The sequence below is a fragment of the Klebsiella sp. WOUb02 genome, from assembly GCF_050058015.1.
In the GTDB taxonomy this organism is placed as follows: domain Bacteria; phylum Pseudomonadota; class Gammaproteobacteria; order Enterobacterales; family Enterobacteriaceae; genus Klebsiella.
Map to the genome: position 1 here is coordinate 1576418 of NZ_CP170110.1, position 25054 is coordinate 1601471.

Genomic DNA, 25054 nt, shown 5'->3' on the forward strand with positions numbered 1-25054 from the left:
TGGGCTTATTATTTTGGCAAGGATCTCCTGACATGTTCGATACCACCCTGTTCGTGCTGCTGGGGCTGGCCGCGCTCGGCTTTATCAGCCACAACACCACCGTGGCAATATCTATCCTCGTTCTAATTATCGTGCGCGTCACGCCGCTCAACGTCTTTTTCCCGTGGATTGAAAAACAGGGGCTGACGATCGGTATTATCATTTTAACCATCGGCGTGATGGCACCCATCGCCAGCGGCACTCTGCCCCCCTCGACGCTGCTGCACTCGTTCGTTAACTGGAAGTCGCTGCTGGCTATCGCCGTCGGGGTGTTTGTCTCCTGGCTCGGCGGGCGCGGCATTTCGCTGATGGGGTCGCAGCCGCAGCTGGTCGCCGGACTGCTGGTGGGGACCGTCCTCGGCGTCGCGCTGTTCCGCGGGGTGCCCGTCGGCCCGCTGATCGCCGCGGGGATCATCTCGCTGTTTATCGGGAAGTCGTAGTCAGGCTGGCAAGATAGCGTCCGGGCGACTGGCCGAGGCCCTTTTTGAACATGGTGATAAACGCCGTCGTCGAATCATACCCCAGCTCGTGCGCGGTCTGCTGCACCGTTTGCCCGCGGACCAGCATCTGCAGCGCCAGGATCAGCTGCAGCTGATGGCGCCAGCGGCGAAAGCTGAGGCCGGTTTCGCGAACCACCAGCCGCGCCAGGTTGCGCTCGCTCATCGCGAACTCCGCCGCCCACTGTCCGAGGGTCTGCCACTGCGCCGGCGCGACCGCCATCAGATCCGCCATCTGGCGGATTTTCGGATGCGCGGACACCGGCAGCTGCAGATGCTCCTCCGGCTGCTGCGGCAGCTCGTCAAACAGCACCTGCACCAGCCGTCGGGTCGTGGGGTTTTCGCTCTCCTTCGCGCTGCGCCCGGCAAGGCTCAGAATCAGCTCGCGCACCAGCGGCGAGATCTTCAGCGTGCAGCAGCGCTGCGGCATCGGGGCCGCTCCCGGCTCGATAAATAAAAAGCAGATCCGCGCTCCCGGCGTCGCGCGATTGCTGTGGGGCTGCAGGCCCGGAACCCACACAGCGTACTGCGGCGGCACCATCCACATCCCGTTTTCCACCTCACAGGTAAGCGCGCCGTGCAGCGCCAGAATCAGCTGCCCTTTGCGGTGCTGATGACGCGGAATAAACTGTTCGTCCTCAACCACCTGAATATGAAACGCAAGGGCCGCTTCATGCCCGCTGTCCGGGTCATAGCCGTCAAGACCTAATCCAAGCATCAAATTGTCCGATATTAGCGATAATCTGTCATTTTAGCTTGATTTAAACAATCGGCAAACGCGCTATTGTAGCGTTCCTGTTTACTGGTCTGAGATAGCCATGAGTTCTGTTCTTCCTGCCGCCGGCCGCCGTAATCTGCTGCTGATTGCCGGTATTTTATTGATTGCCACCACGCTGCGCGTGACCTTTACCGGCGCCGCTCCGCTGCTGGACGCCATTCGCGCGGAGTACGGTCTGACCACCGCCCAGACCGGACTGTTAACCACCCTGCCGCTGCTGGCCTTTGGCCTGGTTTCTCCGCTGGCGGCAGGCGTTGCCCGCCGCTTCGGTATCGAACGCAGCCTGCTGCTCGCCCTGGGGCTGATTTGCCTCGGCATCGGCCTGCGCTCGCTGCCTTCCGCAAGCATGCTCTTTGGCGGAACGGCCGTCATTGGCTGCGGTATTGCGTTAGGCAACGTGCTGCTGCCGGGCTTAATCAAGCGCGACTTCTCGCAGCACGTCGCCAAAATGACCGGCGCCTATTCGCTCACCATGGGCGCCGCCGCGGCGCTGGGTTCGGCCGCGGTGGTCCCGCTGGCGCTGGCCGGCTTCGGCTGGCGCGGGGCGCTGCTCATGCTGATGGCCTTCCCGCTGCTGGCGCTGTTCTTCTGGCTGCCGCAGTCGCGCAGGCAGGCCGCCGCCCCGCTGACCGCGTCAGGCGCCATGCACAACCGCGGGATCTGGTGCTCGGCGCTGGCCTGGCAGGTAACGCTGTTCCTCGGCATTAACTCGCTGGTGTATTACGTGATTGTCGGCTGGCTGCCGGCCATTTTGCTGAGCCTTGGCTATAGCGAAGCGCAGGCCGGCTCCCTGCACGGCCTGCTTCAGCTGGCCACCGCCGCGCCGGGCCTCGCGATCCCGCTGATCCTGCACCGGCTGAAAGACCAGCGCGGCATCGCGGTGCTGGTGGCGCTGATGTGCGCCGTCAGCTCGGCCGGGCTGTGGCTGGCGCCGGGTCAGGCGGTCCTCTGGGCGCTGCTCTTTGGCTTCGGCTCCGGGGCGACGATGATTCTGGGGCTGACCTTTATCGGCCTGCGCGCCAGCTCGGCGCATCAGGCGGCGGCGCTTTCCGGCATGGCGCAGGCCGTCGGCTATCTGCTGGCCGCCTGCGGGCCGCCGCTGATGGGGAGAATCCATGATGCCAACGGCGACTGGCACATTCCGCTGATCGCCGTGGCGCTGACCGCCGTAGTGATGGCCATATTCGGCGCCCTCGCCGGTCGCGCCCGGGAGATTAACGGCTAGAGCGCTCTTTTACCCTCGCCCTGACGGCCCCGGCGTTGCGGGGTCGTCGTACGGACCAGGGTTAATTATTGGCTGGCGGCGCGTAAAAAGGCCTGCACCAGCGGCGACGGACGTCCGGCAAGCGCGTTGCGTTCGTGCTGGAACAGGGTCGCGACAAAGAACGGGTGCGTCACCAGCTCCACCGCCCGGATATCTCCCTCTTCGTCCCAGCCGGTCACCCGCAGGTCGCCCTGCTCCAGCTCGCGGGCAAACTCCTCGGCAATACCGTAGCTGCAGTGATAGCCCTCTTCGATGCTGTCGCGGCCGTAGGCGCGGGCGATCAGCGTATTCGCGCGCAGCTCAATCGCCGCCGTTTTCTCCACCAGCGAGCAGCTTAGCGGCGCAATCACCATTCGCCCTTCGCTATCCGTTTCCGCATGCCCCGCATCCTGCCAGCCCATGACGTTGCGCGCATACTCGACGATCGCGTGCTGAAAGCCGCCGCAGGTACCGAGGAACGGAATGCCGTTTTCACGCGCATAGCGGATCGCGATAAACGCGCCGGCGGCATTTTTATAGGGGCTGGCGGGCACCACCCAGATGGCGTCGTAATCGGCGAGCGCCTCGGCGTCGTGGATATCGCTGGTCGCCAGCCAGTCGTAGCGCAGGGGCAGTTCCAGCACGGCAGCGGCATCGTCGATGGCCAGGGGAATAGCTTTGTGCGCGACAGCGTCAGGGTTGTAGTCGCCAACCAGGGCAATACGCAGGGGAGTGTTCATAGCAGGATCCTTATGTCAGAACGATTTTTCGGGCAACACAAGGAGCCTCAGATTAGCGATCTCCCGCGCGGAACACAATCCTTATTTTCTGCCCGACGGGCGGCCTGCGGGGCGTTATCCGCGCTGAAAATGCCTAAAAGCTATATCCGACTTTTTACTCTTTTATTTCATTCTCGCTACTTATTTACCCCATTTCTTGTAGCTGTTTTGTTAAATAAAAAAACAGTGTTATTACTCTCGCAAAAAAGAAATTATTCGCTTTATTTATAAATTAGCCTGTTAAATAATCCGTAATGATTTATTAAGCCGTAGAGGCAGCAAAATGCGTTTCAGTACGATGTCCGATAGCGAAATTATTTCTGAACTGTGCCGTAGAATTAAAGAAACGCGTATGCAGCTCGGGCTCTCCCAAATTGAACTTGCCGAGCGCGCGCAGGTCGGCGCCGCCACCATCAAACGCGTAGAATTAGGTGAATCCGTCACCCTGAGCACGCTGATCGGTATATTGCGCGGTTTGGATCGGCTGCATCAGCTGGAGTCTATTTTATTCGATTCGCATATTCGTACTTTTAATGCGCAAATCAACGCCACCGCCCCTCCCCGTATTCGTATTCGCAAAAAAGCTCAGCCGCCAAAAGAGAAATGCGCCGTCGCCGAACAGGCCAGCAAGGCGAATGCCACCATTAACGAATGGTACACCTCGTCGGCGTCCCACAGCGTTGTCTGGTCTTTTCCGCCGTCGGAGGCCGATAAAAAAGGCCGGCCTGATAAGGGCTAAGGGCGTCGAGCAGAAGGAGGACGTCGCGAAAAAACCGCCTGCGCTGCAGGCGGCTTTGGCGGGCTTCAGGATTCGCAGACCGCGACTTTAATCGCCAGCCCGCCGCGGGCGGTTTCGCGATATTTCGCATTCATGTCTTTCCCGGTCTCAAACATGGTATCGATGACCTTATCCAGCGACACTTTCGGATCGCTGGTGCGGTGCATCGCCATGCTGGCCGAGTTGATCGCCTTCACCGCCGCAATTGCGTTGCGCTCGATGCAAGGTACCTGAACCTGGCCGGCAACCGGGTCGCAGGTTAGCCCAAGGTTATGCTCCATGCCGATTTCGGCGGCAATGCAAACCTTCTCCGGGCTGCCGCCCAGCAGCTCCGCCAGCCCGGCGGAAGCCATCGAACAGGCCACGCCCACCTCCCCCTGGCAGCCAACTTCCGCGCCGGAAATAGAGGCGTTCATTTTGTACAATATGCCTATCGCGCCGGCGGTGAGGAAGTAGCGCATATAGATTTCCGGCGTCACCGTTTTGATAAAGCGGTCGTAATAGGCCAGCACCGCCGGCACAATACCGCAGGCGCCGTTGGTCGGCGCGGTGACCACCCGACCGCCGGAGGCGTTCTCTTCCCCCACCGCCATCGCGAACATATTGACCCAGTCCATCGCGCTCAGCGGCGTAATCGACTGGCTTTGCGGAGCCAGCACCCGGTGCAGCGCCGAGGCGCGGCGCGGTACCTTTAGCGGCCCCGGCAGCAGGCCTTCGGTGCTCATGCCGCGGTTAATGGCGTTTCTCATGGTCTCCCAGATTTTCGCCATATTGTGCTCAACGCTTTCTCTGCCGTAGCGGGCGACCTCGTTTTTCATCATCACCGCGGAAATCGACAGGCAGTTATCGTGGCAGTGCGCCAGCAGGTTGCGGGCGGAATAGAACGGAAAGGGAATATCGACTTCCGCATCCTGGCTCTTGCCGAACTCCTCCTCGGTGACGATAAAGCCGCCGCCGATGGAGTAATAGGTCTGAAAGTGGACGATTTTTCCGTCGCAAAGCGCGGTGATGCTCATACCGTTTTCATGCAGCGGCAGAAACTCATGATGAAAGCGCATGCACTCCGCCACCGGGAACTCAACCTCCCGCTGGCCCTGCTCAATACGCAAACGCTGCAGGGTATTAACGTCACGAATAATCGTGGGAATGGCGTCGATATCGACGGTATCCGGCAAATAGCCGGAGAGTCCAAGAATAATCGCAATATCGGTATGGTGGCCCTTGCCGGTTAGCGAAAGGGAGCCGTATACGTCCACCACCAGGCGGGTCACTTTATGCAACAGGCCCTTTTCCTGCAGGGTATCAACAAAATGTTTTCCGGCCTTCATCGGCCCAACGGTGTGTGAGCTGGAGGGACCGATACTGATTTTAAAAATATCGAAAACGCTAATCATGTGGCACCCATAGGGTTACAAAGCAAAACGGATGCGCCTCCCGCAACGAGAGGCGCCGGGAGCTTAGCTGAACAGAGAGTAGAAGATGGCGGAGATGGCAATCAGGCCAATCACCACCACAAACGCGTTGCTGATGTGACCGCTGTACTTGCGCATAGCCGGTACTTTATTGATGGCGTACATCGGCATCAGGAACAGGATCATAGCGATAACCGGACCGCCGAGGGTTTCAATCATCCCCAGAATGCTCGGGTTCAGGGTCGCCACCAGCCAGGTGGTCACCAGCATGAACAGCGCGGTGATTTTGTTCAGTTTGGTAATCTCGATAGATTTTCCTTTACTGCGCAGAGACTTGATCACCATGCCGTTAAAGCCTTCACGCGCGCCGAGGTAGTGGCCGAGGAAGGACTTGGTAATGGCGATCATGGCGATAATCGGCGCCATCCAGGCAATCAGCGGCGCGTTAAAGTGGTTCGCCAGATAGGAGAGGATGGAGATGTTTTGCGCTTTCGCTTCCGCGAGGTTTGCCGGGGAGAGGCTCAGCACGCAGCTGAAGACGAAGAACATCACCGTCAGCACCATCATGATGTGCGCATAGCTGAGGATGCGGGCGCATTTACGCTCGGCGTCCTGACCGTACTCTTCCCGTTTCGCCACCGCGAAAGAGGAGATAATCGGCGAGTGGTTGAAGGAAAACACCATCACCGGAATAGCCAGCCACAGCGTCATCCACAGGCCGTTTCCGGTTGCGGAGGCGCTGCTCAGCGACAGGGTATCGAGCACCGCGCCGTTCCACTGTGGAATCAAATAGAGCGCCAGGATCATCAGCGCCGCCACAAACGGGAACACCAGCACGCTCATGGCCCTAACAATCATCTTTTCGCCAAAGCGCACAATGCCCATCATGCCGACAATTAAAATCAGCGACAAAATTGCGCGTGGCGGCGAGACCAGCCCCAGCTGATGGGTAATAAAGCTGTCGACGGTATTGGTGATTGCGACGCTATAAACCAGCAGAATCGGGTAAATCGCAAAGAAGTACAGCAAGGTAATCAGCTTGCCGGCGCCAATGCCGAAATGCTCTTCCACCACTTCGGTAATATCTTCGCCTGGGTTTTTACCCGAGAGCACGAAACGGGTTAAACCGCGATGGGCAAAAAAGGTCATCGGAAAGGCGAGAATAGCCATGATGATCAGCGGAATTAAACCGCCACCCCCGGCGTTAATCGGCAGAAAAAGAACCCCGGCGCCAATAGCCGTTCCGTACAGTCCCAGCATCCAGACGGTGTCACTTTTTCTCCAGCCGCTGCTCTCGCGAGCGACGAGGGTATTTTGCACGCTTTCCATAATATGGCCTCAATAATATAGAGTGGAGCCAGATTTCGCTGGCTCTGTTTCGGGTAATAAATTGCGGTGTTTGTTTTGCTATTTTATTAAATTGAGCCAAACTGCTGTATATACGGCGATCACATAACCTGAATTATCGCGAGGACTTTTAAAGTATCAAAAATAGCACCTGAGATTTAATATATTTTTAAGGTATCATTTTTAATACGTTATTATAAAGAAGGGATTTCACGCAGCCACAATATTATATTACAAGAGCCGCATGAAGTAGAACAGCCCCCTATTTTAAATAAAAAGCTGCGGCGCTACGGGCTGATATCCATTGACAGCAATCCGCCTCAATGGCTATCGCGCGATTCGCTGAATGGCAAAAAATATAGCGCTCGCGATTCCCTGACGGGATTGTACCCGCATGGGTCAGAGGCCCTGCCGACGCTTTGGCAGTCGGTGATGGCAGATGATAATATTGCCATCGCCCAAAGCTGCGGGCTGCCTTACGCGCCTGCCGCGCTATCACTGAGGCATCACAGTGAATTTTTTATACCGGAGATAGCGATGCTAAAATCACTTCCCGTTACGGATGATGCCGGGACGACCCGTTTGCTTTCGCCCAGGCCCGGCGGCGGTAAACTGCTGGTGAGCGCCTGCCTGATGGGCTTTCAGGTGCGCTATAACGGCAGCGACAAAGCGCAGCTGGCCGAGATCCTGGCGCGCTGGCAGCGCGAAAACCGGCTGGTGATCCACTGCCCCGAGCTGGCCGCCGGGCTACCGGTGCCCAGGCTGCCGGCGGAAATTCTCAATGCCCAGGGCGCGGAGGTGATGCACAATCGCGGACGCATCGTTGAAAGCGACGGCCGCGATGTCACCGCGCACTATCAGCTGGCCGCCTGGCTGGCGCTGAAGGCCGCCCGGGAGGAAGGCTGCCTGGCGGCGCTGCTCACCGACGGTAGCCCAACCTGCGGCAGCCAGTTTATCTACGACGGCACCTTTAGCGGGCAGCGTAAGCCCGGCTCCGGCGTGGCGGCCGCCCTGCTGCGCGAACACGGTATTACGGTTTTTTCCGACGGGCAGATCCCGCAGCTGCTTGCCTGGATGCAACGGATGGAGAATAGCGATGATCCAATGTAAACGCGTCTACGATCCGGCTGAAGCCGGCGACGGCTATCGCGTGCTGGTCGACAGGCTTTGGCCTCGGGGGATTAAAAAAGAGGCGCTGCGCTACGATGAGTGGTGCAAAACCCTGACGCCCTCCGCGGAACTGCGCAAGGCCCTGCACGGTGAAGTTATCGACTTCGCCAGCTTCCGCGGACAGTACCGCCGGGAGCTGGAAAGCCATCGCGACGAGGGGCTACGCCTGGCCGCGCTGGCTCGCCGGCAGCCGCTCACGCTGATCTACGCCGCGAAGGATATCCGGCAAAACCACGCGCTGGTGCTGGCCGAGTGGCTGAAAAACCTGCCCACTGGCGAGGTTACGCCTTAGCGGGGTGATCCCGGTGCCACAGCTCCCACTCGTCGAGGGTTTCGCCACCTGGCAGCTTGCAGTCGCTGCGCACGCCCTGCGGCGTCTGTACCGGTATCAGCTTGCCGCCCTTCTGGCCGCAGTAGACCGAGGCCGGGTTGGCCATGCCGATAGCTTTCGGCGGCGGCGGAGCGTCCTGCGGCGGCGGCGGCTTCGCGCATCCGGCCAGCGCCAGAGGCAGTAGTATGGTCATCCACTTCATGTTGACTCCTTTTGTTGATCAAAGCCGCTATGGCAGCCCTGATTCTTCACGGTTTCTCCATTTTAACTACACTTTTGCGCCGTAGAGTAGCGCTTGTTCTCGAATTGACCAGAGAACAGATCATTCCATAATCAATGAGTTTTCCCCGTCGCCCCCGACGGGGCTTTTTCCCCCGCTGCGACCGCAGGTATTCCCTCCGCTAATGTGTTAAATTTGTTGTATCTATGTTTACTTTTCGCTGATAGCCGTTTCAGCCTGCTTTACCGGCGATAATGCTTGGCGATCGTTATCGCCGCTCTGCGTAAGGAAATCGCCGGGATATACTTCCTGGGCGGGCATCAGATTAGCTATCCTGGCGCCAGCTTCGGGGCGATCGACGTCAATCCGCAGAGCATGGATATGGAGAGCGCGCTGCGGGCCGCCGACGATGCGATGTATCAGGATAAAAAGTCGCGCCGCAAAGAGACCTTCCTGAATATTGACTAATCTGTCGGAATTTCCAGTATGATAGTGGACATCACTTGCAGGCTTAGGGACAACACAATGAGATTGGGTATTCTTTTCCCGATAGTAATTTTTATTATCGCGGTCATTTTTCTTGGCTGGTTTTTTGTTGGCGGATACGCGGCGCCGGGCGGTTCGTCGTGAAAAAAAGCACTATCCTGATGATTATCATCGCCGCTATCGCGCTGGCTGGCGCGCAGTTTGGCTGGTGGTAATCGCCGGTTGCCGCCGCGCCTGAATTGCAGAGTTGTCTTATCCACTCAATAACTTAACGCGATACACTCACTTCACCAGCCGAAACCGCCGCCAGTCGCGGGCGGACGGCGGACTAACGGAGAAGTGAGAAATGAAAAAACCGATCGTGTTGTCGTTGCTGCTTGCGTTATGCACGCTGTTATCGGGATGCATTGTTGATGATGGCTATCATCACAGACACCACCACCATCATTACGACGGCAGAGGCTGGTGAAAAAAGGCGGATCAAGGCGAACGCAGGTTCGCCTTGTTTTATTTAGTCCTGGCGGTCAGAACCTAAAAAGACGAAGCCCAGCGGAATGGCGAAAAGCAGCGTAAACACGATGCTGTAGACCGTCACCATCGCCCCCTGCAGGAAGAACATCGAGGTTGTCCATTCGGAGTACGGCATATTGTACTCGCTCACCACGCCGCCAAAGGTCGCGCGTCCAACGACGGCAAGCGCGATGGCAAACACCACCGCTATCGACAAGAAAAATTTCTTACTGTTTTTATTGCTGATGAGCTTATGCAGAATCATCCGAGTTCCCTTTTATCTGACCGATAATCGGCTGTATATGTAACACCAATGCAATTAAAATTGAAGGGCTTTTGTTACAACCCAGAGATTATCGCTGCCAGGCCGGCTCAACGATACCGGCCGACCGACTACGACTGCAGCGTCGCCAGGCGCGCGGCAAAGCCGACAAAGACCAGGCCAATCAGGCTGTTGCCAATTTTGGCGAGCTTCTTTTTCGTTCTAACGTAGCGCGTAACGAACGAGCCGGAAACAATTAAGAAGCTCATGTACATAAAGCTAATCACTTCCAGGGTCAGCGCCAGAATAAAGAAGGCCAGGCCCGGCGTCTTCGCGCTAACGTCGATAAACTGGACGAAAAACGAGACATAAAACAGGATCGCTTTCGGGTTGGTCAGGCTGAGGGTCAGCGAACGCTTGAGGATCGCGCTCGCCGGCTCGGCATGGGTATCGGTATGCCCTTCCCGCTGCGTCAGCACCGCGTAGAGCATTTTCCCGCCCAGCCACAGCAGGTAGATGGCCCCGAGGTAGCGCACGATATTGAACAGCACCGGCGTCGTCTTAATCAGCGTCGCGACGCCGGCAAAGGCCAGCAGCATCAGCACCGCATCGCCGATAAACACACCGGCCGCCGCCAGATAGCCCTTTCTGATGCCGTGCGCGATGCCGGTTTTGAGGACAAAAAAAGTATTTGGCCCAGGCACCAGAATGATAAAAATAGCCCCGACCAGGTAGGTCAAATAGTTCAAAACACCAAACTCAGCGAACACACTGCACTCCTTCGCGTTCAACAAAAAATATGATCGCGCTCACGTTAACGCAACTAACGTGATTTTGAAAGGGCTTACGGTGCCGTTGGCTTAGTACAAAGAACCTTCGCCCAGCGGGCGCGTTTTGAAACGCCGGTGAACCCACAGATATTGCTCAGGCGCGCGCAGAATCTCTCTCTCGATGACCCTGTTGATGTAGCCGGCCGCTTCCTGTTTATCTTCGCCTGGATAATCGTCCAGCGTGTCGCTGATATATAAGGTGTAGCCCTGGCCGTTCGCTTTACGCACCATGCTGATGGTCAGCATTTTGGCGCCGGAAAGGCGCGACAGGACGTAGGTGCCGTTGGTCGTTGCGGCCTGAGGCACAGAGAAAAACGGGGCAAAGACGCTGCCCTTCGGGCCGTAATCCTGATCGGGGGCAAACCACACCGCCTCGCCGGCTTTCAGGGCGTGCACCAGGCCGGATAAATTACGCCGATCGATCATCGCTTTATTCGAGCGCAGGCGTCCGCGGGTCTGCACCCACTCCATCAGCGGGCTGTTGTGCGGACGATAGGTCGCCATCATCGGCCGGCAGAGGCCCATAGTACGGCCGCCAAGCTCAAGAGAAATAAAGTGCACGCCGACCGCCATGACGCCCTTGCCAGCATTCATGGCCTTTTCGAGATTATGGAGACCTTCTACGTCAAACCATTTCCTGACGCGCTCATCGCTCCAGAACCACGCCATGCCGGTCTCAATTAGCCCCATACCCAGCGACATAAAGTTCTGCTCGATCAGCTTTTCTCTCGCTTCGGCAGACATCTCGGGGAAACAGACTCAAGGTTTCTTCTGGCAATATGCTCCCGGCGCTTGAGGAAGCGTCGCGAGACCTTACCAGCGCTGGTGCCGATGCTGTGTAAGAGCGGATAGGGTAATTGCACGATTGACCAGAGAATGGCCAGACCAAACCAGGTCCCCCAGGTGCGGGGGTGCAAAAGACTCTTATCAAAAGCGGAATACATGATTTTCCTGTAAACATCCAAAATGAAGTAACGCTTAAGGAAAAAACGATTCCTTTCATCAGTCGTTAGGCGGTACATATAGCTAGTACGACAATAGTAATCTGCCTAAATTCACTCGGGCAAGTAAAAACGAGCAGGGAGGGGAAAAAAACATAATGCCAGCACACTTGTTACAAAATGTAAATTAAAAATAAAGAATTAATTAAGAATATTCATCTGTAAAATAATTTTCATGCTATTCATTTATACAAACGCCAAACTTGCGCCTGCTGAAGCCCCCTTTCCCCTGCCGTTTCCTGCACCGTCGCCGCACGGCAAAGGCCCGCTGCCCGCGCCTTCAGCCGGCCCCGGACGCTGCTTAATAATGACGCAGACCACGGCGCCGCGGAATCAACCGTGGAGCCGCCGGCGGCAGTGGGGAGAATAAGTTCTCGCGTTCATACTGGAAAAATAATTTACCGCCGGCGAGGAGCGAAAAAATAAGACTCGGCTTATTTTATCTTCCTGACAAATAATGACAGATATATATGGTTGCTTTTATTTCGAACGCTTATTACGCATTATTTATGTACCGCAATACCTTTCGCCGAACAGCAGGCAATAAAATTCAGCTGCCGGCGCTGACGCCGGAAAAAACGCATCATCGCCAGAAAACGTGGACGATTCTCCCGCTTAAGCAGGCCATTACAGATGATTCTCAGGGCCTGGCTGAAACCTTCGTCTTTTATCAGCCCCCGCGCCGACATCAGCGACATCGGCCCCGAGTGGCAACTCACGGCGTCAAACCCCGCCTCTTCAAACAGCGACCGCCAGCGCGCCTGGCTCATCGGGCTGACGTGAGACTTGACCACTCCTTGCAGTTCCATGCGCTCCCCCTCCCCCAGCGTCTGCTGAGTGTACATAATATCGTGGGTCAGCAGACGGCCGCCGGGTTTGAGCACGCGATAATATTCCGCCACCAGCTTCGCTTTGGCTTTATCGGCATACATCGTCAGCATCGCCTCATTAATCACCACGTCAAAGGTGGCGTCGGGGAACGGCAGGCTCGTGGCGTTAGCCTCCATCACCAGAACCTTATTATCCACCCCTTCAAGAACGCTATTTTGTCGGGCCTTTGCCAGCGCGTCTTTATCCATATCGATAGCGTACACCCGGCAGCCAAATCTTTTTGCCAGCTCGATGGAGGTGGTCCCCATATTACAGGCCACCTCCAGCACCGTACTGTCGGCGGACAAATCGGCCTGACGGAACAACCACTCCGTCGCCTCTACGCCGCCGGGCCGCAGCCGGGTTTTTCCCAGACTGGCTAAAAATGTGTGTCCGGCCTTTTCACTCGCATTCATCTGCAGCACCTCATGACTTATAAGATGCATTATAAATACATCATTATCTTTGACGAGGGAACATTGATAATGACTTTTATTTGTATTTGACCCTACGGCGTTAAAATCAATTGTAATGGGTAACAATTACTTAAGGTGACTACCCGGCCTGAATGCGAACCTGGCGCTGCGTTTTAATTGTAATGAGAAACATTCTCATATTAACATGTGCGCTATCGTTCCATTTTTCCTGAAATCCGGCCATGTCCTCACTTTCCGCCACCGCCGCACCGCTGACGCTTGCTTCGCTGTATCACGCCCATCACGGTTGGCTGAAAAAGTGGCTAACCGGCAGGCTGCAATCCTCTTTCGACGCCGATGACGTCGCTCAGGACACCTTTATGCGGCTGATGGGCGGCGAAGCCTTAACGACTATCCGCGATCCGAAATCCTTCCTGTGCACCATCGCGAAGCGGGTGATGATCGATCTGTTTCGCCGCAATGCGCTGGAGCGCGCCTGGCTGGAGCTGATTGCCCAGATCCCGGAGGCGCTGGCGCCCTCCGCCGAACTGCAGCAAATTCAGACTGGAAACGCTGCAGCAGATCGACGCGATGCTGGACGGCCTGAGCCAGAAGGCGCGGGAGGCGTTTTTGCTCTCCCAGGCTGGAAGGTCTGACCTACGCCGAAATCGCCGTACGCCTGACGGTTTCCGTCAGTTCGGTGAAAAAATATGTCGCCAAAGCGACCGAGCACTGCCTGATTTTTCGCCTGGAGAACGGGCTGTGAGCGGAAAGCTGACCGACTCCCGTCGCCGGGCCCTGCGCTCGGCCTCCCACTGGTATGCCCTGCTAAGCGACGGCCGCCCCAGCCCGCAGCAGGAAGCCCGCTGGCGGCAGTGGTACGAGCAGGATCTTGACCACCGCTGGGCCTGGCAGCAGGTCGAAAACCTGCGTCAGCAGATGGGCCACCTTCCGGGCGCGCTCGCCAGCCGGGCTCTCAACGATGGTCGGGCAGCCCGCCGCCAGGTGCTGAAAGGATTGATGCTGCTGGCGATCGCCGGCGGAGGCTGGCGGCTGTGGAGCAGCGAGCTGGCGGAGGGGCTTCGCGCCGACTACCGCACGGCCAGGGGGATGACGCGTCGCCAGACGCTGGCGGACGGCTCGGTTCTGACCCTGAACACCGACAGCGCCGCCGACGTCTATTTCGACGCGCGGCAGCGCCTGGTGCGCCTGCGCTACGGCGAAATTGCCATTCGCACCGCCCACGACGCTCTCCAGCGGCCGTTCCGCGTACAGACCCGCGACGGGAACCTCACCGCTTTGGGCACGGAGTTTACCGTTCGCCAGTTTGCCGATGAGACCCGCCTGGCGGTGCAGCAGCACGCCGTCGAGGTGCGTCTCGCGCACGGCGAGATCCAGCGGGTCGAGGCCGGTGAAAGCCTGCGCTTTAGCGCCGAAGCCTTCTCCCCGATACAGACGCTGAGCACCGGTGAAGATAGCTGGACCGAGGGCGTGCTCAGCTTTCGCGACCGCCCCCTGCGGGAGGTTATCGCCACGCTGTCGCGCTATCGCCCCGGCATTCTGCGCTGCGATCCCCGGGTTGCCGATTTACGCCTGAGCGGCACCTTCCCGCTGGACGACACCGAAAAGATTTTGCAGGTTATTACGCAAACGCTGCCGGTAAAACTGCAGGTTGCCACCCGCTACTGGGTCACCGTCGTCCCCGCCTGAGAAAAAATACAAAAATTCTCATTCTCCATTGTCCCTTTTCCCCTGCTCGCTCGACTTAACAGGTGAAAACAACCAAAACAATCGTGGAGATCAGATGACGCCTTTACGCGTTCTACGCAAACCAATGCCTCTGGTGATGGCAATCCGTTTAAGCCTGCTGCCGCTGGCGGCACTGGCCGCCGCGCCGGTCTTTGCCGCCGCGCAGTTTGATATCGCCGCCGGAGATTTAGATACCGCGCTCAATCAGTACGCCGCCCGCAGCGGCATCACCCTCGCCGCCGATGCTAACCTGACGCGGGGCAAGCACAGCGACGGCCTGCACGGCAGCTACGACGTTGAGGATGGCCTGCAGACGCTGCTGAACGGCAGCGGCCTGCGGCTCAAATCCCTGGGTCATAACGCCTGGACGCTGGAGCCCGCCCCCGTTGCCAATGAGGCGACGCTGACGGTTGTCGGCGACTGGCTCGGCGACGCGCGGGAAAACGACGTGTTTGAACACGCCGGCGCCCGGGACGTCATCCGCCGCGACGAGTTTGCCAAAACCGGCGCCGCCGCCATGCGCGAGGTGCTGAACCGCATCCCGGGAGTCAACGCCCCGGATAACACCGGCACCGGCAGCCACGACCTGGCGATGAACTTTGGCATTCGCGGTCTCAACCCGCGCCTGGCCAGCCGCTCCACGGTGCTGATGGACGGTATCCCGGTGCCCTTCGCCCCCTACGGCCAGCCCCAGCTGTCGCTGGCGCCGGTATCGCTGGGCAATATGGATGCCGTGGACGTTGTTCGCGGCGCGGGCGCCGTGCGCTACGGGCCGCAGAGCGTCGGCGGCGTCGTAAACTTCGTCACCCGCGCTATTCCGCAGGATTTTGGCATCGAGGGCGGCATCGAAGGCCAGCTGAGCCCAACTTCCTCGCAGAACAATCCCAAGGAGACGCACAACCTGCTGATTGGCGGCACGGCGGATAACGGCTTCGGCTCCGCGCTGCTCTATTCCGGCACCCGTGGCAGCGACTGGCGCGAACATAGCGCTACCCGCATTGACGACGTGATGCTGAAAAGTAAATATGCGCCCAACGAGGTGCATACCTTTAACAGCCTGCTGCAATATTATGACGGCGAGGCCGACATGCCCGGCGGGCTCTCCCGCGCCGATTATAATGCCGACCGCTGGCAGTCTACCCGCCCGTACGACCGCTTCTGGGGACGCCGCCAGCTCGCCAGCCTCGGCTATCAGTTTCAGCCGGACGCCCTGCATAAGTTCAATATTCAGGGCTTCTATACCCATACGCTGCGCAGCGGCTACCTTGAGCAGGGCAAGCGCATTACGCTCTCGCCGCGCGAATACTGGGTACGCGGGATCGAGCCGCGCTACAGTCAGAGCTTTACGCTCGGATCTACCGCGCATGAAGTGGGCGTCGGCTATCGCTACGTGAATGAATCCACCCATGAGATGCGCTACTACACCACCACCGCCAGCGGCGAGCTGCCGGGCACCGCCAGCCCCTACGATCGCGATACCCGTTCCGGTACCGAAGCCCACGCCTGGTATATCGACGACCGGATTGATATCGGCGACTGGACGATCACCCCGGGCATGCGCTTCGAGCATATTAAGTCTTATCAGGATAATAACCTGAAGGGCAGCCGCGAGCAGGTCAGCTACAACGCCCCGCTGCCGGCGCTGAACGTGCTTTATCATCTCACCGACAGCTGGAATCTTTATGCGAATACCGAAGGCTCATTCGGCACCGTACAGTACAGCCAAATTGGCAAGGCCGTGGAGAGCGGCAACGTGGAGCCGGAAAAGGCCCGCACCTGGGAAATCGGCAGCCGCTACGACAACGGCGCGCTGAGCGCGGAAATGGGCCTGTTCCTGATTAATTTCAATAATCAGTACGACTCCAACCAGACCAACGATACCGTTACCGCGCGCGGTAAAACCCGCCATAGCGGGCTGGAGACCCAGGCACGCTACGATCTTGGCGATCTCTCGCCGCGCCTCGACAACCTGGCGGTGTACGCCAGCTACGCGTACGTTAACGCCGAAATCCGCGAAAAAGGCGACACCTACGGCAATCAGGTCCCGTTCTCGCCGAAGCATAAAGGCACTCTGGGCGTCGACTATAAGCCGGGCAGCTGGACCTTCAACCTCAATAGCGATTTCCAGTCCAGCCAGTTTGCCGACAACGCCAACACCGTTGCGGAGAGCGCCGACGGCAGCACCGGCCGCATTTCGGGCTTTATGCTGTGGGGCGCGCGCGTGGCCTACGATTTTGGTCCGCAGATGGCCAACCTCAACCTCGCGGTCGGGGTGAAGAATATCTTCGATCACGAGTACTACACCCGTTCATACGACGATAACAACAAAGGCATTTACGCCGGTCAGCCGCGCACCCTGTACCTGCAGGGATCGCTGAAATTCTGACGAAGTCCTTTCGCCGCCTCGGCCTGAGGCGGCGATGCTGCTGGTTGCTATCGGCGGGACGGGCGGCGCTTCCCGCCATTGTGGAGTGAGTATGTTGGCTATGCTGCGCGAGCGGCCAGGGAACGCATCGTCAGTAACGCAATCGCAAGTCATGCTCTAAAATTCATATTTACTCATCCCCAGAATAGCTATTTATCAAACGGGCGGTGAGTTAACGCAAACGGCCTGCCACTATTTATTTTCTTTTTACAGGCAAAATGCTTAACTGGCTGGCAACAAAGGCTTTTTCATTGATCATTCACCCAGATTTGCGGCAGCGACGCCCTCGGGATGGGCGCGCCAGACGATGAAACCGCCGCCGGACCAACCGTTTATTATTTTTAGTTGTCCCGCCTCAGACGCGTTGCTATTAAATTATCAATACACTAACGGCCGGAATCGACCTATTTTATGTGGATATCGCGAAGAGGGAAAAACGATGCGTCTCGCCTTAAAATCAGCATTGATGCTTACCACTCGCGTCATACAGATAATCAATCCCGAACTCCACCTGCATATGCAGCGAACGGCCCTTATCGCCCTTGAGCTCTCGCTGGCGCTACGGCTGCCGCGTCAGCGGCAGCAGACCATCTTTTGCGCCGCGCTGCTGCACGACATCGGCGTGCTGGGGGACAAGCGGATGATTACCTCGCTCAATGCGATTGATAACCTTCACGATCCCCACCAGCAGCGAGGGGCGGAAATGCTTAGCGGTCTCGCCACCCTGGCGCCGCTCCTGCCCATTATTCGTCACCACCACCTCAGCGCGGACTATAAAGGCAGCCTCGACGAGCATATTGTCTGTTTTGCCGATGCCTTCGAACGCCTGCTCTCCGCTGATGCCGCCCCGATCGAGTATCAGACCGGCACTATTATTGATAAATTCCGCGCCCTGCATCAGGAGCTGGACCCGCCGCTGTGTCATACCCTGTGCCAGCTGGCGAAAAAGGAGCACTTCTGGCTGCATCTTAATCCCGGTCATATCCAGCGGATGCTGGAAATTATCGGCCCAATTAACGATCTGTACATCGATATCGACGGCCTGAAGGATATCTGCTTATTGATTGCCAAAATCGTTGATACCTACAGCAGCTTCACCGCCAGCCACAGTATTATGGTCGGCGAAATATCCTGGCAGCTGGCGCGCTATATGGATCTACCGGCAGAACAGTGCAAGAAAATCGAGGCCGCCGGCTACCTGCACGATATCGGCAAGATCTTTATCCCGCTGGATATTCTGGAGAAACAGGGGGAGCTCGCCCCCGCAGAGCGGCTGCTGGTGCGCGAACATAGCTATATGACCGGCGAGCTCCTCAGCGCCTTTAGCGAGCTTGGCGAGATTATTAACTGGGCCGCCAACCATCATGAAAAGCTCGACGGCAGCGGGTATCCGCTGCATCTGAACGAAGACTATCTACAGCTGCCGGACAGAATCATCGCCATCGCCGATATTTTTACCGCGCTGACCGAAAATCGCCCCTATCGCCAGGCGATGAGCTATCAGCAGGCATTACGGCTAATTGAAAACGATGTTATAAATGGCGCGCTGGATGCGAATGTTTTTGCCGTTTTGCGCCAGCATGCCGATACGCTCCATCGCGAAATCATCGGTAAAAAACGCGACCGGTCGCCACCGTGACCTGCCGGCAGCCTGCGGACAGGACGGGGCCCATAATAAAAATAACGTTATAAATTCATCTGCACGCAAGGAAATCACCGGTGAGAATCGCCACCATGACCAACTGGGCCTACGGTATCACCGTCGCCCTGACCCTCGCCTCCGGCATCGCTATGCTGATGGCCTCCAACGCGGATACTGCCGAACGCTAGGCGGTGCAGCAGCGCCAAATTTTCGACCAGCTAACCGAGGAAGTTGAATCAGACGCCTGGGAGCTTTCAGACCTCGCGCGAGCCTACGTCATCAATAAAAACCCGGACGTCTTAGCGGAGTATCGTCAGCAGGCCCAGGCGATGACCTCCATCGAACGTCGGCTAGGAAAGCTTAAGGATAGCGGCGCAACGTCCCAGGAGCTGGCGCTGCTGCACGAGGGTTTACGCATTGCCGACGAGCTGCAGGACGAGCAGCAGACGGCGCTGGCTAATATCGCCCGCGGTGAGGATAAAGAGGCGATCGGCCTGCTATACGGTAAGCCTTACGAGCAGGAGCTGGATCGGGTTCAGACGCAGATCGACCACTTCCGCCAGCTGCTGGAAGGCCGGGCCAACGGCGCTATAGTGCAGGCCACCGAGAAGTCCCATACCTGGCGCAGCCTGTCCGAGCTGATGGTCGGGCTGACGGCGCTGATGTTCCTGTTTGTGCTGGGTTTTATTCTGCAACGCCGGGTGCTGTATCCGGTGGTACGCCTGAGCGATGTCGTGCAAAGGCTCGCCTCGCAGGACTATGCGGTCGAAGCGCCGAACTTCACCCAGATTGATGAGATTGGCGATATGGCGCAGGCGATCCGCATTTTCCGCGAGAACGGCCTGGCGCGCCAGCGTCTTGAACAGGAGCGCGACGCCGACTGGGCGATCCGCGAGCTGCTGGCGCGGATGACCCAGCGTCTGCAGGGATGCGAATCTTTCGAGGACGTGGTTAAGGTCGCCGAGCTTTTCGCGCCCAATATCGCGCCGGAGATCCCCGGGCGGCTCTATATTCTCGACCTCGATCCCTGGCAGATGCGCTGCGTCGCCAGCTGGCTCTCGCCGCCGGATGAACCGGACATCTTTCATCCGGATAACTGCTGGGCCGTGCGCCGCGGGCAGAGCCATCCTCCGGTCAACGGCGAGCCGGATATTGCCTGCTACCATCTGCCAAAGTCGAGCGCGGAGTGGTCGCTTTGCATTCCGCTGATTGCCCAGGGGGAAGCCATTGGCCTGCTCTCCTTCAGAAACGTTACTCCCGCCACCGCCCCGTCGCGCGCCTACCTTGAGTCTGATGGCCGAAGCGCTGGGCCTGGCGCTGGCGAACCAGCGCCTGCGCAACGCGCTGCAGGAAAAGGCGCTTTTCGATTCGCTGACCGGGCTGCGCAACCGTCACCATCTTGAAGACGCCCTGCATACCCAGATGAATCTGGCGATGCGCAACGGCACGCCGCTGAGCTGCCTGATGATCGATATCGATCACTTCAAGGCGATTAACGACAGGTATGGTCACGAAGCGGGCGATCTGGTGATTAAAAACGTGGCAACCGTCGTTCAGCGCGCGGTGCGTGATATCGGCATGGCCTTCCGCTACGGCGGCGAAGAGTTTTTAGTCCTCCTCCCCGGGACCGACGAAGAGTCGGCGCTGGCGTGCGCCGAGGATATTTACAACCACGTCCGCAATACGACGCTGCGCTACGGCCTGAGCGAAATGGGTCAGGTTGATGTCTCTATCGGGATCGCCAGCTTCCCGCAGCATACGCAAAGCGACAGCCTGCTGCGCGCCGCCGATGCCGCGCTGTATCGGGCAAAAGAGCTTGGCCGCTCGCGGATCGTCAGCTTCGGGATGCTTAAAGCCAACTGAATTCGACCCGCTATTCTTCGCGAGGGCCCAGGGACGGAGACATTGCTATTCCGCTGACGTTGCTTATTCCGCTGATAATGGCCTCGGTGAGCATTCGCGCCTTCAGCGGAATAAAGCGTCGGGTGGGATAGAGCGCGTACAGCCCAAGCGGCTGCCAGCGGTAGTCCGGCAGCACCTGAATCAGCGTTCCCTGCGCCAGCTGCCGAGCCACCAGCGGCTGCTGTATGCCGCCGATGCCGCCTCCCGCTTCCAGAGCGGCAATAAGCGAGAAGCTATTGTTGGCGCGGAAAACCGCGTTCAGGCGCACGCTCTCGGTTCCACCCGGCCCTTCCAGCGTCAGGTCGTCCCCGGCGGCCAGACCGCTGTAGCGCAGCGTCCGGTGCTGCGCCAGCTCCGACAGCCGCACCGGAGTCCCCACCTGCTGCAGATAATGCGGCGCGGCCACCAGCACACGCTGAACGCTAGCCAGCCGTCTGACGACCTGGCTGAGGCCAGCGGGCTCTCCGAGGCGGATCGCCAGATCGACCCCCTCGCTCACCACATCGGCAAGCCGGTCCTCCAGCATCAGCTCGACGCTGAGCTGCGGATTTTGCCGCTGAAAGGCGATAACGACCGGCGTCAGGAGATGCTGACCAATCCCCGTCGGCGCCTGCACGCGCAGCGTTCCGCTAAGCTTCTGCTGCTGTTCAAGCAGCGTCTCTTCAGTTTCCGTCAACGCATCGAGGATCGGACGGATCTGCTGATAGTAGCGCTCCCCCGGCTCGGTGAGGGTCACCGAACGGGTGGTGCGCAACAATAACGCCACGCCGAGGCTCTGTTCGAGGGCCATGACCTGCTGGCTGACCGCCGGCTGGGTCAGCCCCAGGCTGCGGGCGGCGGCGGAGAGATTGCCGGTTTCGGCCACCCGGATAAAAACTGCCATCGCTTTGAGCTTGTTCACTCTTTTCACCTCAAAGATTTTGTTATTAATCTTATTACATATTCCGCTCTTCTGCCTTTATCGCTAATGAATCATGCTCTGGTTTCACTTTCGACCCGCACAGAGGAACTCAGTATGAAAACTCAACAACATCCCCGCCTGGCCGCGGTGGCCGGCGCCAACGGCGTCGCCGGAAGCAGGCTTATCGATGAGCTGGCGCGTTGCGGCTGGCAGGTCATCGGGCTGTCGCGACGCGGAGGCGCCTCCCGCCCAGGCGTGCGCTACCTGGCGGTGGATCTGCATGACCGGAAGGCGACGATGGCGGCGCTGGCGGATCTGCCGGTCAGCCATTTGTTTTATGCCGCCTACCAGCACGCCGCTAGCTGGGCCGGGCTGGTTGAGCCGAACCTCAATATGCTGGATAACGCGCTCAGCGCCGCCGAGCAGTCCCCCGGGCTGGCGCACGTCAGCCTGATGCAGGGCTATAAGGTCTACGGCGCGCATCTTGGCCCGTTTAAGACCCCGGCGCGCGAAAGCGATGCCGGGCATATGCCGCCGGAGTTCAACGTTACCCAGCAGAGGCTGCTGGAGGAGCGGCAGACCGGGAAAAGCTGGCGCTGGACGGCGTTACGCCCGTCGGTCGTGGGCGGGCTATCGACCGGCAATCCGATGAATCTCGCCCTGTCGCTGGCGGTCTACGCGGCTATTTGCAAGGAGCTGAACGTTCCGCTGCGCTTCCCCGGTAAGCCGGGCGCCTGGCATAGCCTGATTGAGATGACCGACTCCGGCCTGCTGGCCCAGGCGACGCTGTGGGCGGCCACCAGCGAGGCGGCGGAGAACCAGGCGTTCAACGTCAATAACGGCGATCTGTTCCGCTGGCAGGAGATGTGGCCCCGGATTGCGGCCTGGTTCGATCTGCCGGTCGCCCCGCCCCTGCCGATGTCGCTGCGGGAGGTGATGGCGGATAAAGCGGCCGTCTGGCAAACAATGGCGGCGAAATATCAGCTCAGGGAGAGCGATATTGGCAAAATTACCGGCTGGGAGTTCGTCGATTTTGTTTTCAGCTGGGACTACGACATGTTCGCCGATGGCAGCAAAATACGCCGCGCCGGCTTCCATGTTTACCGTGAAACCGAGCAGATGTTCGATCGGCTGTTTACCCAGTTTCGCCAGATGAAGCTCATTCCCTGAACGACGCCTGCGCTCGTCAATCCGCGCTCAATGAGCCAGGCCGCGGCTGATTCGTCGTTAGCCGGCCGCCGCCTGCTCGCGTAGCTGAAATTTATCATCCAGACTTAAAGCAAAGACGTAGTCTGCGCAGGGATTGTGTTTTACACTGCGCGCTGCAAAAACTCAGTAGATAAACGATTAAGTAGGCGGTAATGGCGATGAACGGAACAATCACAACCTGGTTTAAAGATAAAGGTTTTGGATTTATCAAAGATGAAAATGGCGATAACCGCTATTTTCATGTGATTAAGGTCGCCAATCCGGAGCTGATTAAGAAAGATGCGGCGGTGACTTTTGAGCCCACGACCAATAACAAGGGCCTGTCAGCCTATGCGGTGAAGGTGGTCCCGGAAAGCAAATATATCTATATCGCCGGCGAGCGCATTAAGCTCACGTCAATCAAATCTTACCTGGTCTACAGCGAAGAAGTACCCGCCGATATCCGTATTGATAAAGAAAATGCGGTGCTCTCCGTGGGGGCGCTGATGGGCAGTATCCGGCCGAAGACTGCCACAGCGCCGGGTGAAATGCGCGCGCTGAAGAAGCTGGCGATTACCACCTTCCAGGGCACGACGCTCATCTTCTCGGAGGATGAAATAGACGTCGATGCCACGGTAAAAATGCTTAAGGTCTAAAATCCTGCAGGCGGGCCCTGGACCAAAGCCCCCGTTTGCGCATGGCGCAGCGCTTTGCGCCAGGCCCGTGTTTGCCAGAAGCTATCCGCCTTGAACTGAAAAGCCAGATGAAAAATTCAGCAGAATTTTTCATCTGACACAGCGGCAAAAGCGGACTTACCACATCAAATCATCAGGCACTTTGAAGTCGGCATACGGATCGTCTTCATCCTGCTCTTCCTGACTCAGCGCGCTGTTTAGGACAATGCTGCTGGCGTCGCGCTGGGCAATTTTATCCGCGACGACGGCGGGGATAATCGCGTATTCACTCTCGCCGCTGCCCTCAGCGATCAGGCGCGCGATGGCGAGGCGGCCGCTAATCAGCTGGGCGTGGGTCGGCTTATCGACCACGATTTTTTTAATCAAATTGTTATCGGTGAAGTTAAAATCGATACTGCCTCTTGCGACGCTGATTCGATTCATTTCAATCAGTCTGCTTCACCTGCGCTTTGTACTCTTTAGCCAGCGCGGCCTGCTTTTGCTGTTCGCTGAGCAGCTTATCGCGCTCAAGCTGCGCCTTTTTGTTTTCCTCCACCGCCTCTCTCGCCTCACGCGCCTGAACGCGTGATTTTTTGGCCGTTCTTTCGACTTTAGCTATTTTCTTGCTGGTCACCAGACCCGCTTTTAGCATCTGCTCTTGTAAGGTAAGTTTTGTCATTTTCGCTTCTGAACCCGTTGAATAATGCGTGGGATTATACCCGTAAATTTTGCCGATGTACCAGGCTGCCGGCGCCGCTGGCGACGGGTTTCTTTCGTCCCGCATCGGGCTTGCGTCATTGGCGGCGATTATATACTTTACTCTTTGGCCCGCGCTGCCCGCCGCTCGCTTCCGTAAGGAAAAGGTGAAAGCGCGTCATTAACCCACGTTGCTTAGCTCACATCTTGTGACGATCGGGGTTTGGTAATGCGAGCGCCAGCATACCCTGACGACAGGAGAAATAATGTTTTCGATCGAGCAGGCAAAGGTTATGGCCACAAAACTGCGCAACTCGCTGGAGTCGCGCAACCTCACTCTTCCCCACACTTCCGCGCTTGAAATCGTCGCGCAGCAGCTGGGCTATAAGGACTGGAATACGGCATCGGCACGGTTAGAGCGGCCGGCGGCTCCCGCAGGCGTCTCTTTTGAGAAAAGCATCCCGATTTTACGCATGTTTGACGAGCGCAAGGCGCGCGAATTCTATGTGGATTTCCTCGCCTTCAGCGTTGAATTTGAACACCGCTTTGCGCCAGACCTTCCTCTTTATATGGGAATCGGCCGAAACGGCCTGCAGCTGCACCTCTCTGAACATCACGGCGACGCCAGCCCGGGTGCGACAATTTTTATACCGATGCGCAACATTGAATTATTCAGGGATGAGCTAAAGCACAAAAATTACGGTTACGGACGGCCGGACATCGTGCGCCAGGATTGGGGAAAAACCCTTGAGGTTCACGATCCCTTTGGCAACCGGCTGCGCTTCTGCGAAAGCTAATCTCCGGCGCAGCGCCCCTTTCCCCGTCGATTGGCGGGGGAAATCTTTAATCCTCGGCCGTACGCGGCGACGATGCCCTCGGCCGTACCCCGGATCATGAAGATGGCTCAT

22 protein-coding genes and 5 pseudogenes are annotated in these 25054 nt (G+C 58.0%); 16 read left to right on the top strand and 11 right to left on the bottom strand.

Going from position 1 to position 25054, the window contains the following annotated elements:
• Nucleotides 1-32 precede the first annotated feature (32 nt).
• The gene (locus ABOC21_RS14485) at nucleotides 33-479 is read left to right on the top strand and encodes a DUF441 domain-containing protein (protein WP_041145056.1); all 447 of its coding nucleotides are present in this window, start codon (nucleotides 33-35) and stop codon (nucleotides 477-479) included.
• Here ABOC21_RS14485 and ABOC21_RS14490 read toward each other — a convergent pair.
• Nucleotides 463-1257: an AraC family transcriptional regulator gene (locus ABOC21_RS14490; RefSeq protein ID WP_426815053.1), complete on the bottom strand. Its 795-nt coding sequence runs from the start codon at nucleotides 1255-1257 to the stop codon at nucleotides 463-465. The genes ABOC21_RS14485 and ABOC21_RS14490 overlap by 17 nt on opposite strands.
• Nucleotides 1258-1354: 97 nt before the next feature.
• Between ABOC21_RS14490 and ABOC21_RS14495 the strand changes: the two genes are divergently transcribed.
• Entirely contained in the window at nucleotides 1355-2539 is a 1185-nt protein-coding gene (locus tag ABOC21_RS14495) for a CynX/NimT family MFS transporter (protein ID WP_426815054.1), read from the top strand.
• 65 nt (nucleotides 2540-2604) lie between these two features.
• Here ABOC21_RS14495 and ABOC21_RS14500 read toward each other — a convergent pair whose 3' ends face one another.
• Nucleotides 2605-3297 (bottom strand): CTP synthase C-terminal region-related (seleno)protein, encoded by a 693-nt coding sequence (locus tag ABOC21_RS14500; protein ID WP_426815055.1) that lies wholly within the window; start codon nucleotides 3295-3297, stop codon nucleotides 2605-2607.
• 322 nt (nucleotides 3298-3619) lie between these two features.
• Here ABOC21_RS14500 and ABOC21_RS14505 point away from each other — a divergent pair, with 322 nt between their 5' ends.
• Nucleotides 3620-4075 carry a helix-turn-helix domain-containing protein gene (locus ABOC21_RS14505; RefSeq protein ID WP_426815056.1) on the top strand — a complete coding sequence of 152 codons (456 nt, stop codon included), beginning with the start codon at nucleotides 3620-3622 and terminating at the stop codon, nucleotides 4073-4075.
• 65 nt (nucleotides 4076-4140) lie between these two features.
• Here the strand turns inward: ABOC21_RS14505 and ABOC21_RS14510 are convergent, their stop codons facing one another.
• Nucleotides 4141-5508 (bottom strand): L-serine ammonia-lyase, encoded by a 1368-nt coding sequence (locus ABOC21_RS14510; RefSeq protein ID WP_426815057.1) that lies wholly within the window; start codon nucleotides 5506-5508, stop codon nucleotides 4141-4143.
• Between the two features lie 63 nt (nucleotides 5509-5571).
• Nucleotides 5572-6855 (bottom strand): HAAAP family serine/threonine permease, encoded by a 1284-nt coding sequence (locus ABOC21_RS14515; RefSeq protein ID WP_426815058.1) that lies wholly within the window; start codon nucleotides 6853-6855, stop codon nucleotides 5572-5574.
• Between the two features lie 651 nt (nucleotides 6856-7506).
• Here ABOC21_RS14515 and ABOC21_RS14520 point away from each other — a divergent pair.
• A complete protein-coding gene (locus tag ABOC21_RS14520; RefSeq protein ID WP_426815498.1) occupies nucleotides 7507-7983 on the top strand; it encodes a DUF523 domain-containing protein in 477 nt (158 codons plus the stop codon).
• The gene (locus tag ABOC21_RS14525) at nucleotides 7970-8335 is read left to right on the top strand and encodes a DUF488 domain-containing protein (RefSeq protein WP_426815059.1); all 366 of its coding nucleotides are present in this window, start codon (nucleotides 7970-7972) and stop codon (nucleotides 8333-8335) included. Before ABOC21_RS14520 ends, ABOC21_RS14525 begins: the two co-directional genes overlap by 14 nt.
• Here ABOC21_RS14525 and ABOC21_RS14530 read toward each other — a convergent pair.
• Complete coding sequence (locus tag ABOC21_RS14530) at nucleotides 8325-8576, bottom strand: putative hemolysin (RefSeq protein WP_426815060.1); 252 nt, start codon at nucleotides 8574-8576, stop codon at nucleotides 8325-8327. The two genes, ABOC21_RS14525 and ABOC21_RS14530, sit on opposite strands and share 11 nt — an antisense overlap.
• Before the next feature lie 315 nt (nucleotides 8577-8891).
• Between ABOC21_RS14530 and ABOC21_RS14535 the strand changes: the two are divergent.
• The 3 genes and pseudogenes from ABOC21_RS14535 to ABOC21_RS14545 all read left to right on the top strand — a co-directional run.
• A pseudogene (locus ABOC21_RS14535) lies at nucleotides 8892-9062 on the top strand (diguanylate cyclase); the annotation flags it as partial.
• Nucleotides 9063-9119: 57 nt separating this feature from the next.
• Nucleotides 9120-9224: a YoaK family small membrane protein gene (locus ABOC21_RS14540; RefSeq protein ID WP_426815499.1), complete on the top strand. Its 105-nt coding sequence runs from the start codon at nucleotides 9120-9122 to the stop codon at nucleotides 9222-9224.
• Nucleotides 9225-9426: 202 nt separating this feature from the next.
• Nucleotides 9427-9549 carry a hypothetical protein gene (locus ABOC21_RS14545; RefSeq protein WP_095096653.1) on the top strand — a complete coding sequence of 41 codons (123 nt, stop codon included), beginning with the start codon at nucleotides 9427-9429 and terminating at the stop codon, nucleotides 9547-9549.
• Nucleotides 9550-9591: 42 nt separating this feature from the next.
• Here ABOC21_RS14545 and ABOC21_RS14550 read toward each other — a convergent pair whose 3' ends face one another.
• The 4 genes and pseudogenes from ABOC21_RS14550 to ABOC21_RS14565 form a co-directional block, all read right to left on the bottom strand.
• Nucleotides 9592-9855 (bottom strand): DUF2534 family protein, encoded by a 264-nt coding sequence (locus ABOC21_RS14550; protein ID WP_426815061.1) that lies wholly within the window; start codon nucleotides 9853-9855, stop codon nucleotides 9592-9594.
• Nucleotides 9856-9983: 128 nt separating this feature from the next.
• The gene (leuE, locus tag ABOC21_RS14555) at nucleotides 9984-10622 is read right to left on the bottom strand and encodes a leucine efflux protein LeuE (RefSeq protein ID WP_426815062.1); all 639 of its coding nucleotides are present in this window, start codon (nucleotides 10620-10622) and stop codon (nucleotides 9984-9986) included.
• Nucleotides 10623-10712: 90 nt separating this feature from the next.
• Nucleotides 10713-11626, bottom strand: a pseudogene (lpxP, locus tag ABOC21_RS14560) (kdo(2)-lipid IV(A) palmitoleoyltransferase).
• Between the two features lie 560 nt (nucleotides 11627-12186).
• Nucleotides 12187-12969 (bottom strand): class I SAM-dependent methyltransferase, encoded by a 783-nt coding sequence (locus ABOC21_RS14565; protein ID WP_426815063.1) that lies wholly within the window; start codon nucleotides 12967-12969, stop codon nucleotides 12187-12189.
• 242 nt (nucleotides 12970-13211) lie between these two features.
• Between ABOC21_RS14565 and fecI the strand changes: the two are divergent.
• The 5 genes and pseudogenes from fecI (at nucleotide 13212) to ABOC21_RS14590 (ending at nucleotide 20648) form a co-directional block, all read left to right on the top strand.
• Nucleotides 13212-13735 (top strand): annotated as a pseudogene (gene fecI / locus ABOC21_RS14570) (ferric citrate uptake sigma factor FecI).
• Complete coding sequence (gene fecR / locus ABOC21_RS14575; RefSeq protein WP_426815064.1) at nucleotides 13732-14679, top strand: ferric citrate uptake sigma factor regulator FecR; 948 nt, start codon at nucleotides 13732-13734, stop codon at nucleotides 14677-14679. Before fecI ends, fecR begins: the two are co-directional and overlap by 4 nt.
• Before the next feature lie 94 nt (nucleotides 14680-14773).
• Nucleotides 14774-17104: a TonB-dependent Fe(3+) dicitrate receptor FecA gene (gene fecA, locus ABOC21_RS14580; protein ID WP_426815065.1), complete on the top strand. Its 2331-nt coding sequence runs from the start codon at nucleotides 14774-14776 to the stop codon at nucleotides 17102-17104.
• A gap of 478 nt (nucleotides 17105-17582) precedes the next feature.
• A complete protein-coding gene (locus ABOC21_RS14585; RefSeq protein ID WP_426815066.1) occupies nucleotides 17583-18782 on the top strand; it encodes an HD domain-containing phosphohydrolase in 1200 nt (399 codons plus the stop codon).
• Nucleotides 18783-18862: 80 nt separating this feature from the next.
• Nucleotides 18863-20648 (top strand): annotated as a pseudogene (locus ABOC21_RS14590) (diguanylate cyclase).
• 10 nt (nucleotides 20649-20658) lie between these two features.
• On the opposite strand, the gene ABOC21_RS14595 reads toward ABOC21_RS14590, so the two are convergent.
• On the bottom strand, nucleotides 20659-21588 hold the full coding sequence (locus tag ABOC21_RS14595) for a LysR family transcriptional regulator (RefSeq protein ID WP_426815067.1): 930 nt from the start codon (nucleotides 21586-21588) through the stop codon (nucleotides 20659-20661).
• A 114-nt stretch (nucleotides 21589-21702) separates the two neighbouring features.
• Between ABOC21_RS14595 and ABOC21_RS14600 the strand changes: the two genes are divergently transcribed.
• The gene (locus ABOC21_RS14600) at nucleotides 21703-22758 is read left to right on the top strand and encodes an SDR family oxidoreductase (RefSeq protein ID WP_426815068.1); all 1056 of its coding nucleotides are present in this window, start codon (nucleotides 21703-21705) and stop codon (nucleotides 22756-22758) included.
• Nucleotides 22759-22949: 191 nt separating this feature from the next.
• Nucleotides 22950-23432, top strand: a complete 483-nt coding sequence (locus ABOC21_RS14605) for a cold-shock protein (protein WP_426815069.1) — start codon at nucleotides 22950-22952, stop codon at nucleotides 23430-23432.
• A 156-nt stretch (nucleotides 23433-23588) separates the two neighbouring features.
• On the opposite strand, the pseudogene ABOC21_RS14610 reads toward ABOC21_RS14605, so the two are convergent.
• A pseudogene (locus ABOC21_RS14610) lies at nucleotides 23589-24129 on the bottom strand (DUF2058 domain-containing protein).
• A gap of 310 nt (nucleotides 24130-24439) precedes the next feature.
• Between ABOC21_RS14610 and ABOC21_RS14615 the strand changes: the two are divergent.
• Entirely contained in the window at nucleotides 24440-24943 is a 504-nt protein-coding gene (locus ABOC21_RS14615) for a glyoxalase superfamily protein (protein WP_426815070.1), read from the top strand.
• Nucleotides 24944-25054 lie beyond the last annotated feature (111 nt).

Coding starts and splice junctions, on each gene's coding strand:
- ABOC21_RS14485 (WP_041145056.1), top strand. CDS start 33: ATGTTCGATACCACCCTGTTCGTGCTGCTGGGGCTGGCCGCGCTCGGC.
- ABOC21_RS14495 (WP_426815054.1), top strand. CDS start 1,355: ATGAGTTCTGTTCTTCCTGCCGCCGGCCGCCGTAATCTGCTGCTGATT.
- ABOC21_RS14500 (WP_426815055.1), bottom strand. CDS start 3,297: ATGAACACTCCCCTGCGTATTGCCCTGGTTGGCGACTACAACCCTGAC.
- ABOC21_RS14505 (WP_426815056.1), top strand. CDS start 3,620: ATGCGTTTCAGTACGATGTCCGATAGCGAAATTATTTCTGAACTGTGC.
- ABOC21_RS14510 (WP_426815057.1), bottom strand. CDS start 5,508: ATGATTAGCGTTTTCGATATTTTTAAAATCAGTATCGGTCCCTCCAGC.
- ABOC21_RS14515 (WP_426815058.1), bottom strand. CDS start 6,855: ATGGAAAGCGTGCAAAATACCCTCGTCGCTCGCGAGAGCAGCGGCTGG.
- ABOC21_RS14520 (WP_426815498.1), top strand. CDS start 7,507: ATGGGCTTTCAGGTGCGCTATAACGGCAGCGACAAAGCGCAGCTGGCC.
- ABOC21_RS14525 (WP_426815059.1), top strand. CDS start 7,970: ATGATCCAATGTAAACGCGTCTACGATCCGGCTGAAGCCGGCGACGGC.
- ABOC21_RS14530 (WP_426815060.1), bottom strand. CDS start 8,576: ATGAAGTGGATGACCATACTACTGCCTCTGGCGCTGGCCGGATGCGCG.
- ABOC21_RS14540 (WP_426815499.1), top strand. CDS start 9,120: ATGAGATTGGGTATTCTTTTCCCGATAGTAATTTTTATTATCGCGGTC.
- ABOC21_RS14545 (WP_095096653.1), top strand. CDS start 9,427: ATGAAAAAACCGATCGTGTTGTCGTTGCTGCTTGCGTTATGCACGCTG.
- ABOC21_RS14550 (WP_426815061.1), bottom strand. CDS start 9,855: ATGATTCTGCATAAGCTCATCAGCAATAAAAACAGTAAGAAATTTTTC.
- ABOC21_RS14565 (WP_426815063.1), bottom strand. CDS start 12,969: ATGAATGCGAGTGAAAAGGCCGGACACACATTTTTAGCCAGTCTGGGA.
- fecA (WP_426815065.1), top strand. CDS start 14,774: ATGACGCCTTTACGCGTTCTACGCAAACCAATGCCTCTGGTGATGGCA.
- ABOC21_RS14585 (WP_426815066.1), top strand. CDS start 17,583: ATGCGTCTCGCCTTAAAATCAGCATTGATGCTTACCACTCGCGTCATA.
- ABOC21_RS14600 (WP_426815068.1), top strand. CDS start 21,703: ATGAAAACTCAACAACATCCCCGCCTGGCCGCGGTGGCCGGCGCCAAC.
- ABOC21_RS14605 (WP_426815069.1), top strand. CDS start 22,950: ATGGCGATGAACGGAACAATCACAACCTGGTTTAAAGATAAAGGTTTT.
- ABOC21_RS14615 (WP_426815070.1), top strand. CDS start 24,440: ATGGCCACAAAACTGCGCAACTCGCTGGAGTCGCGCAACCTCACTCTT.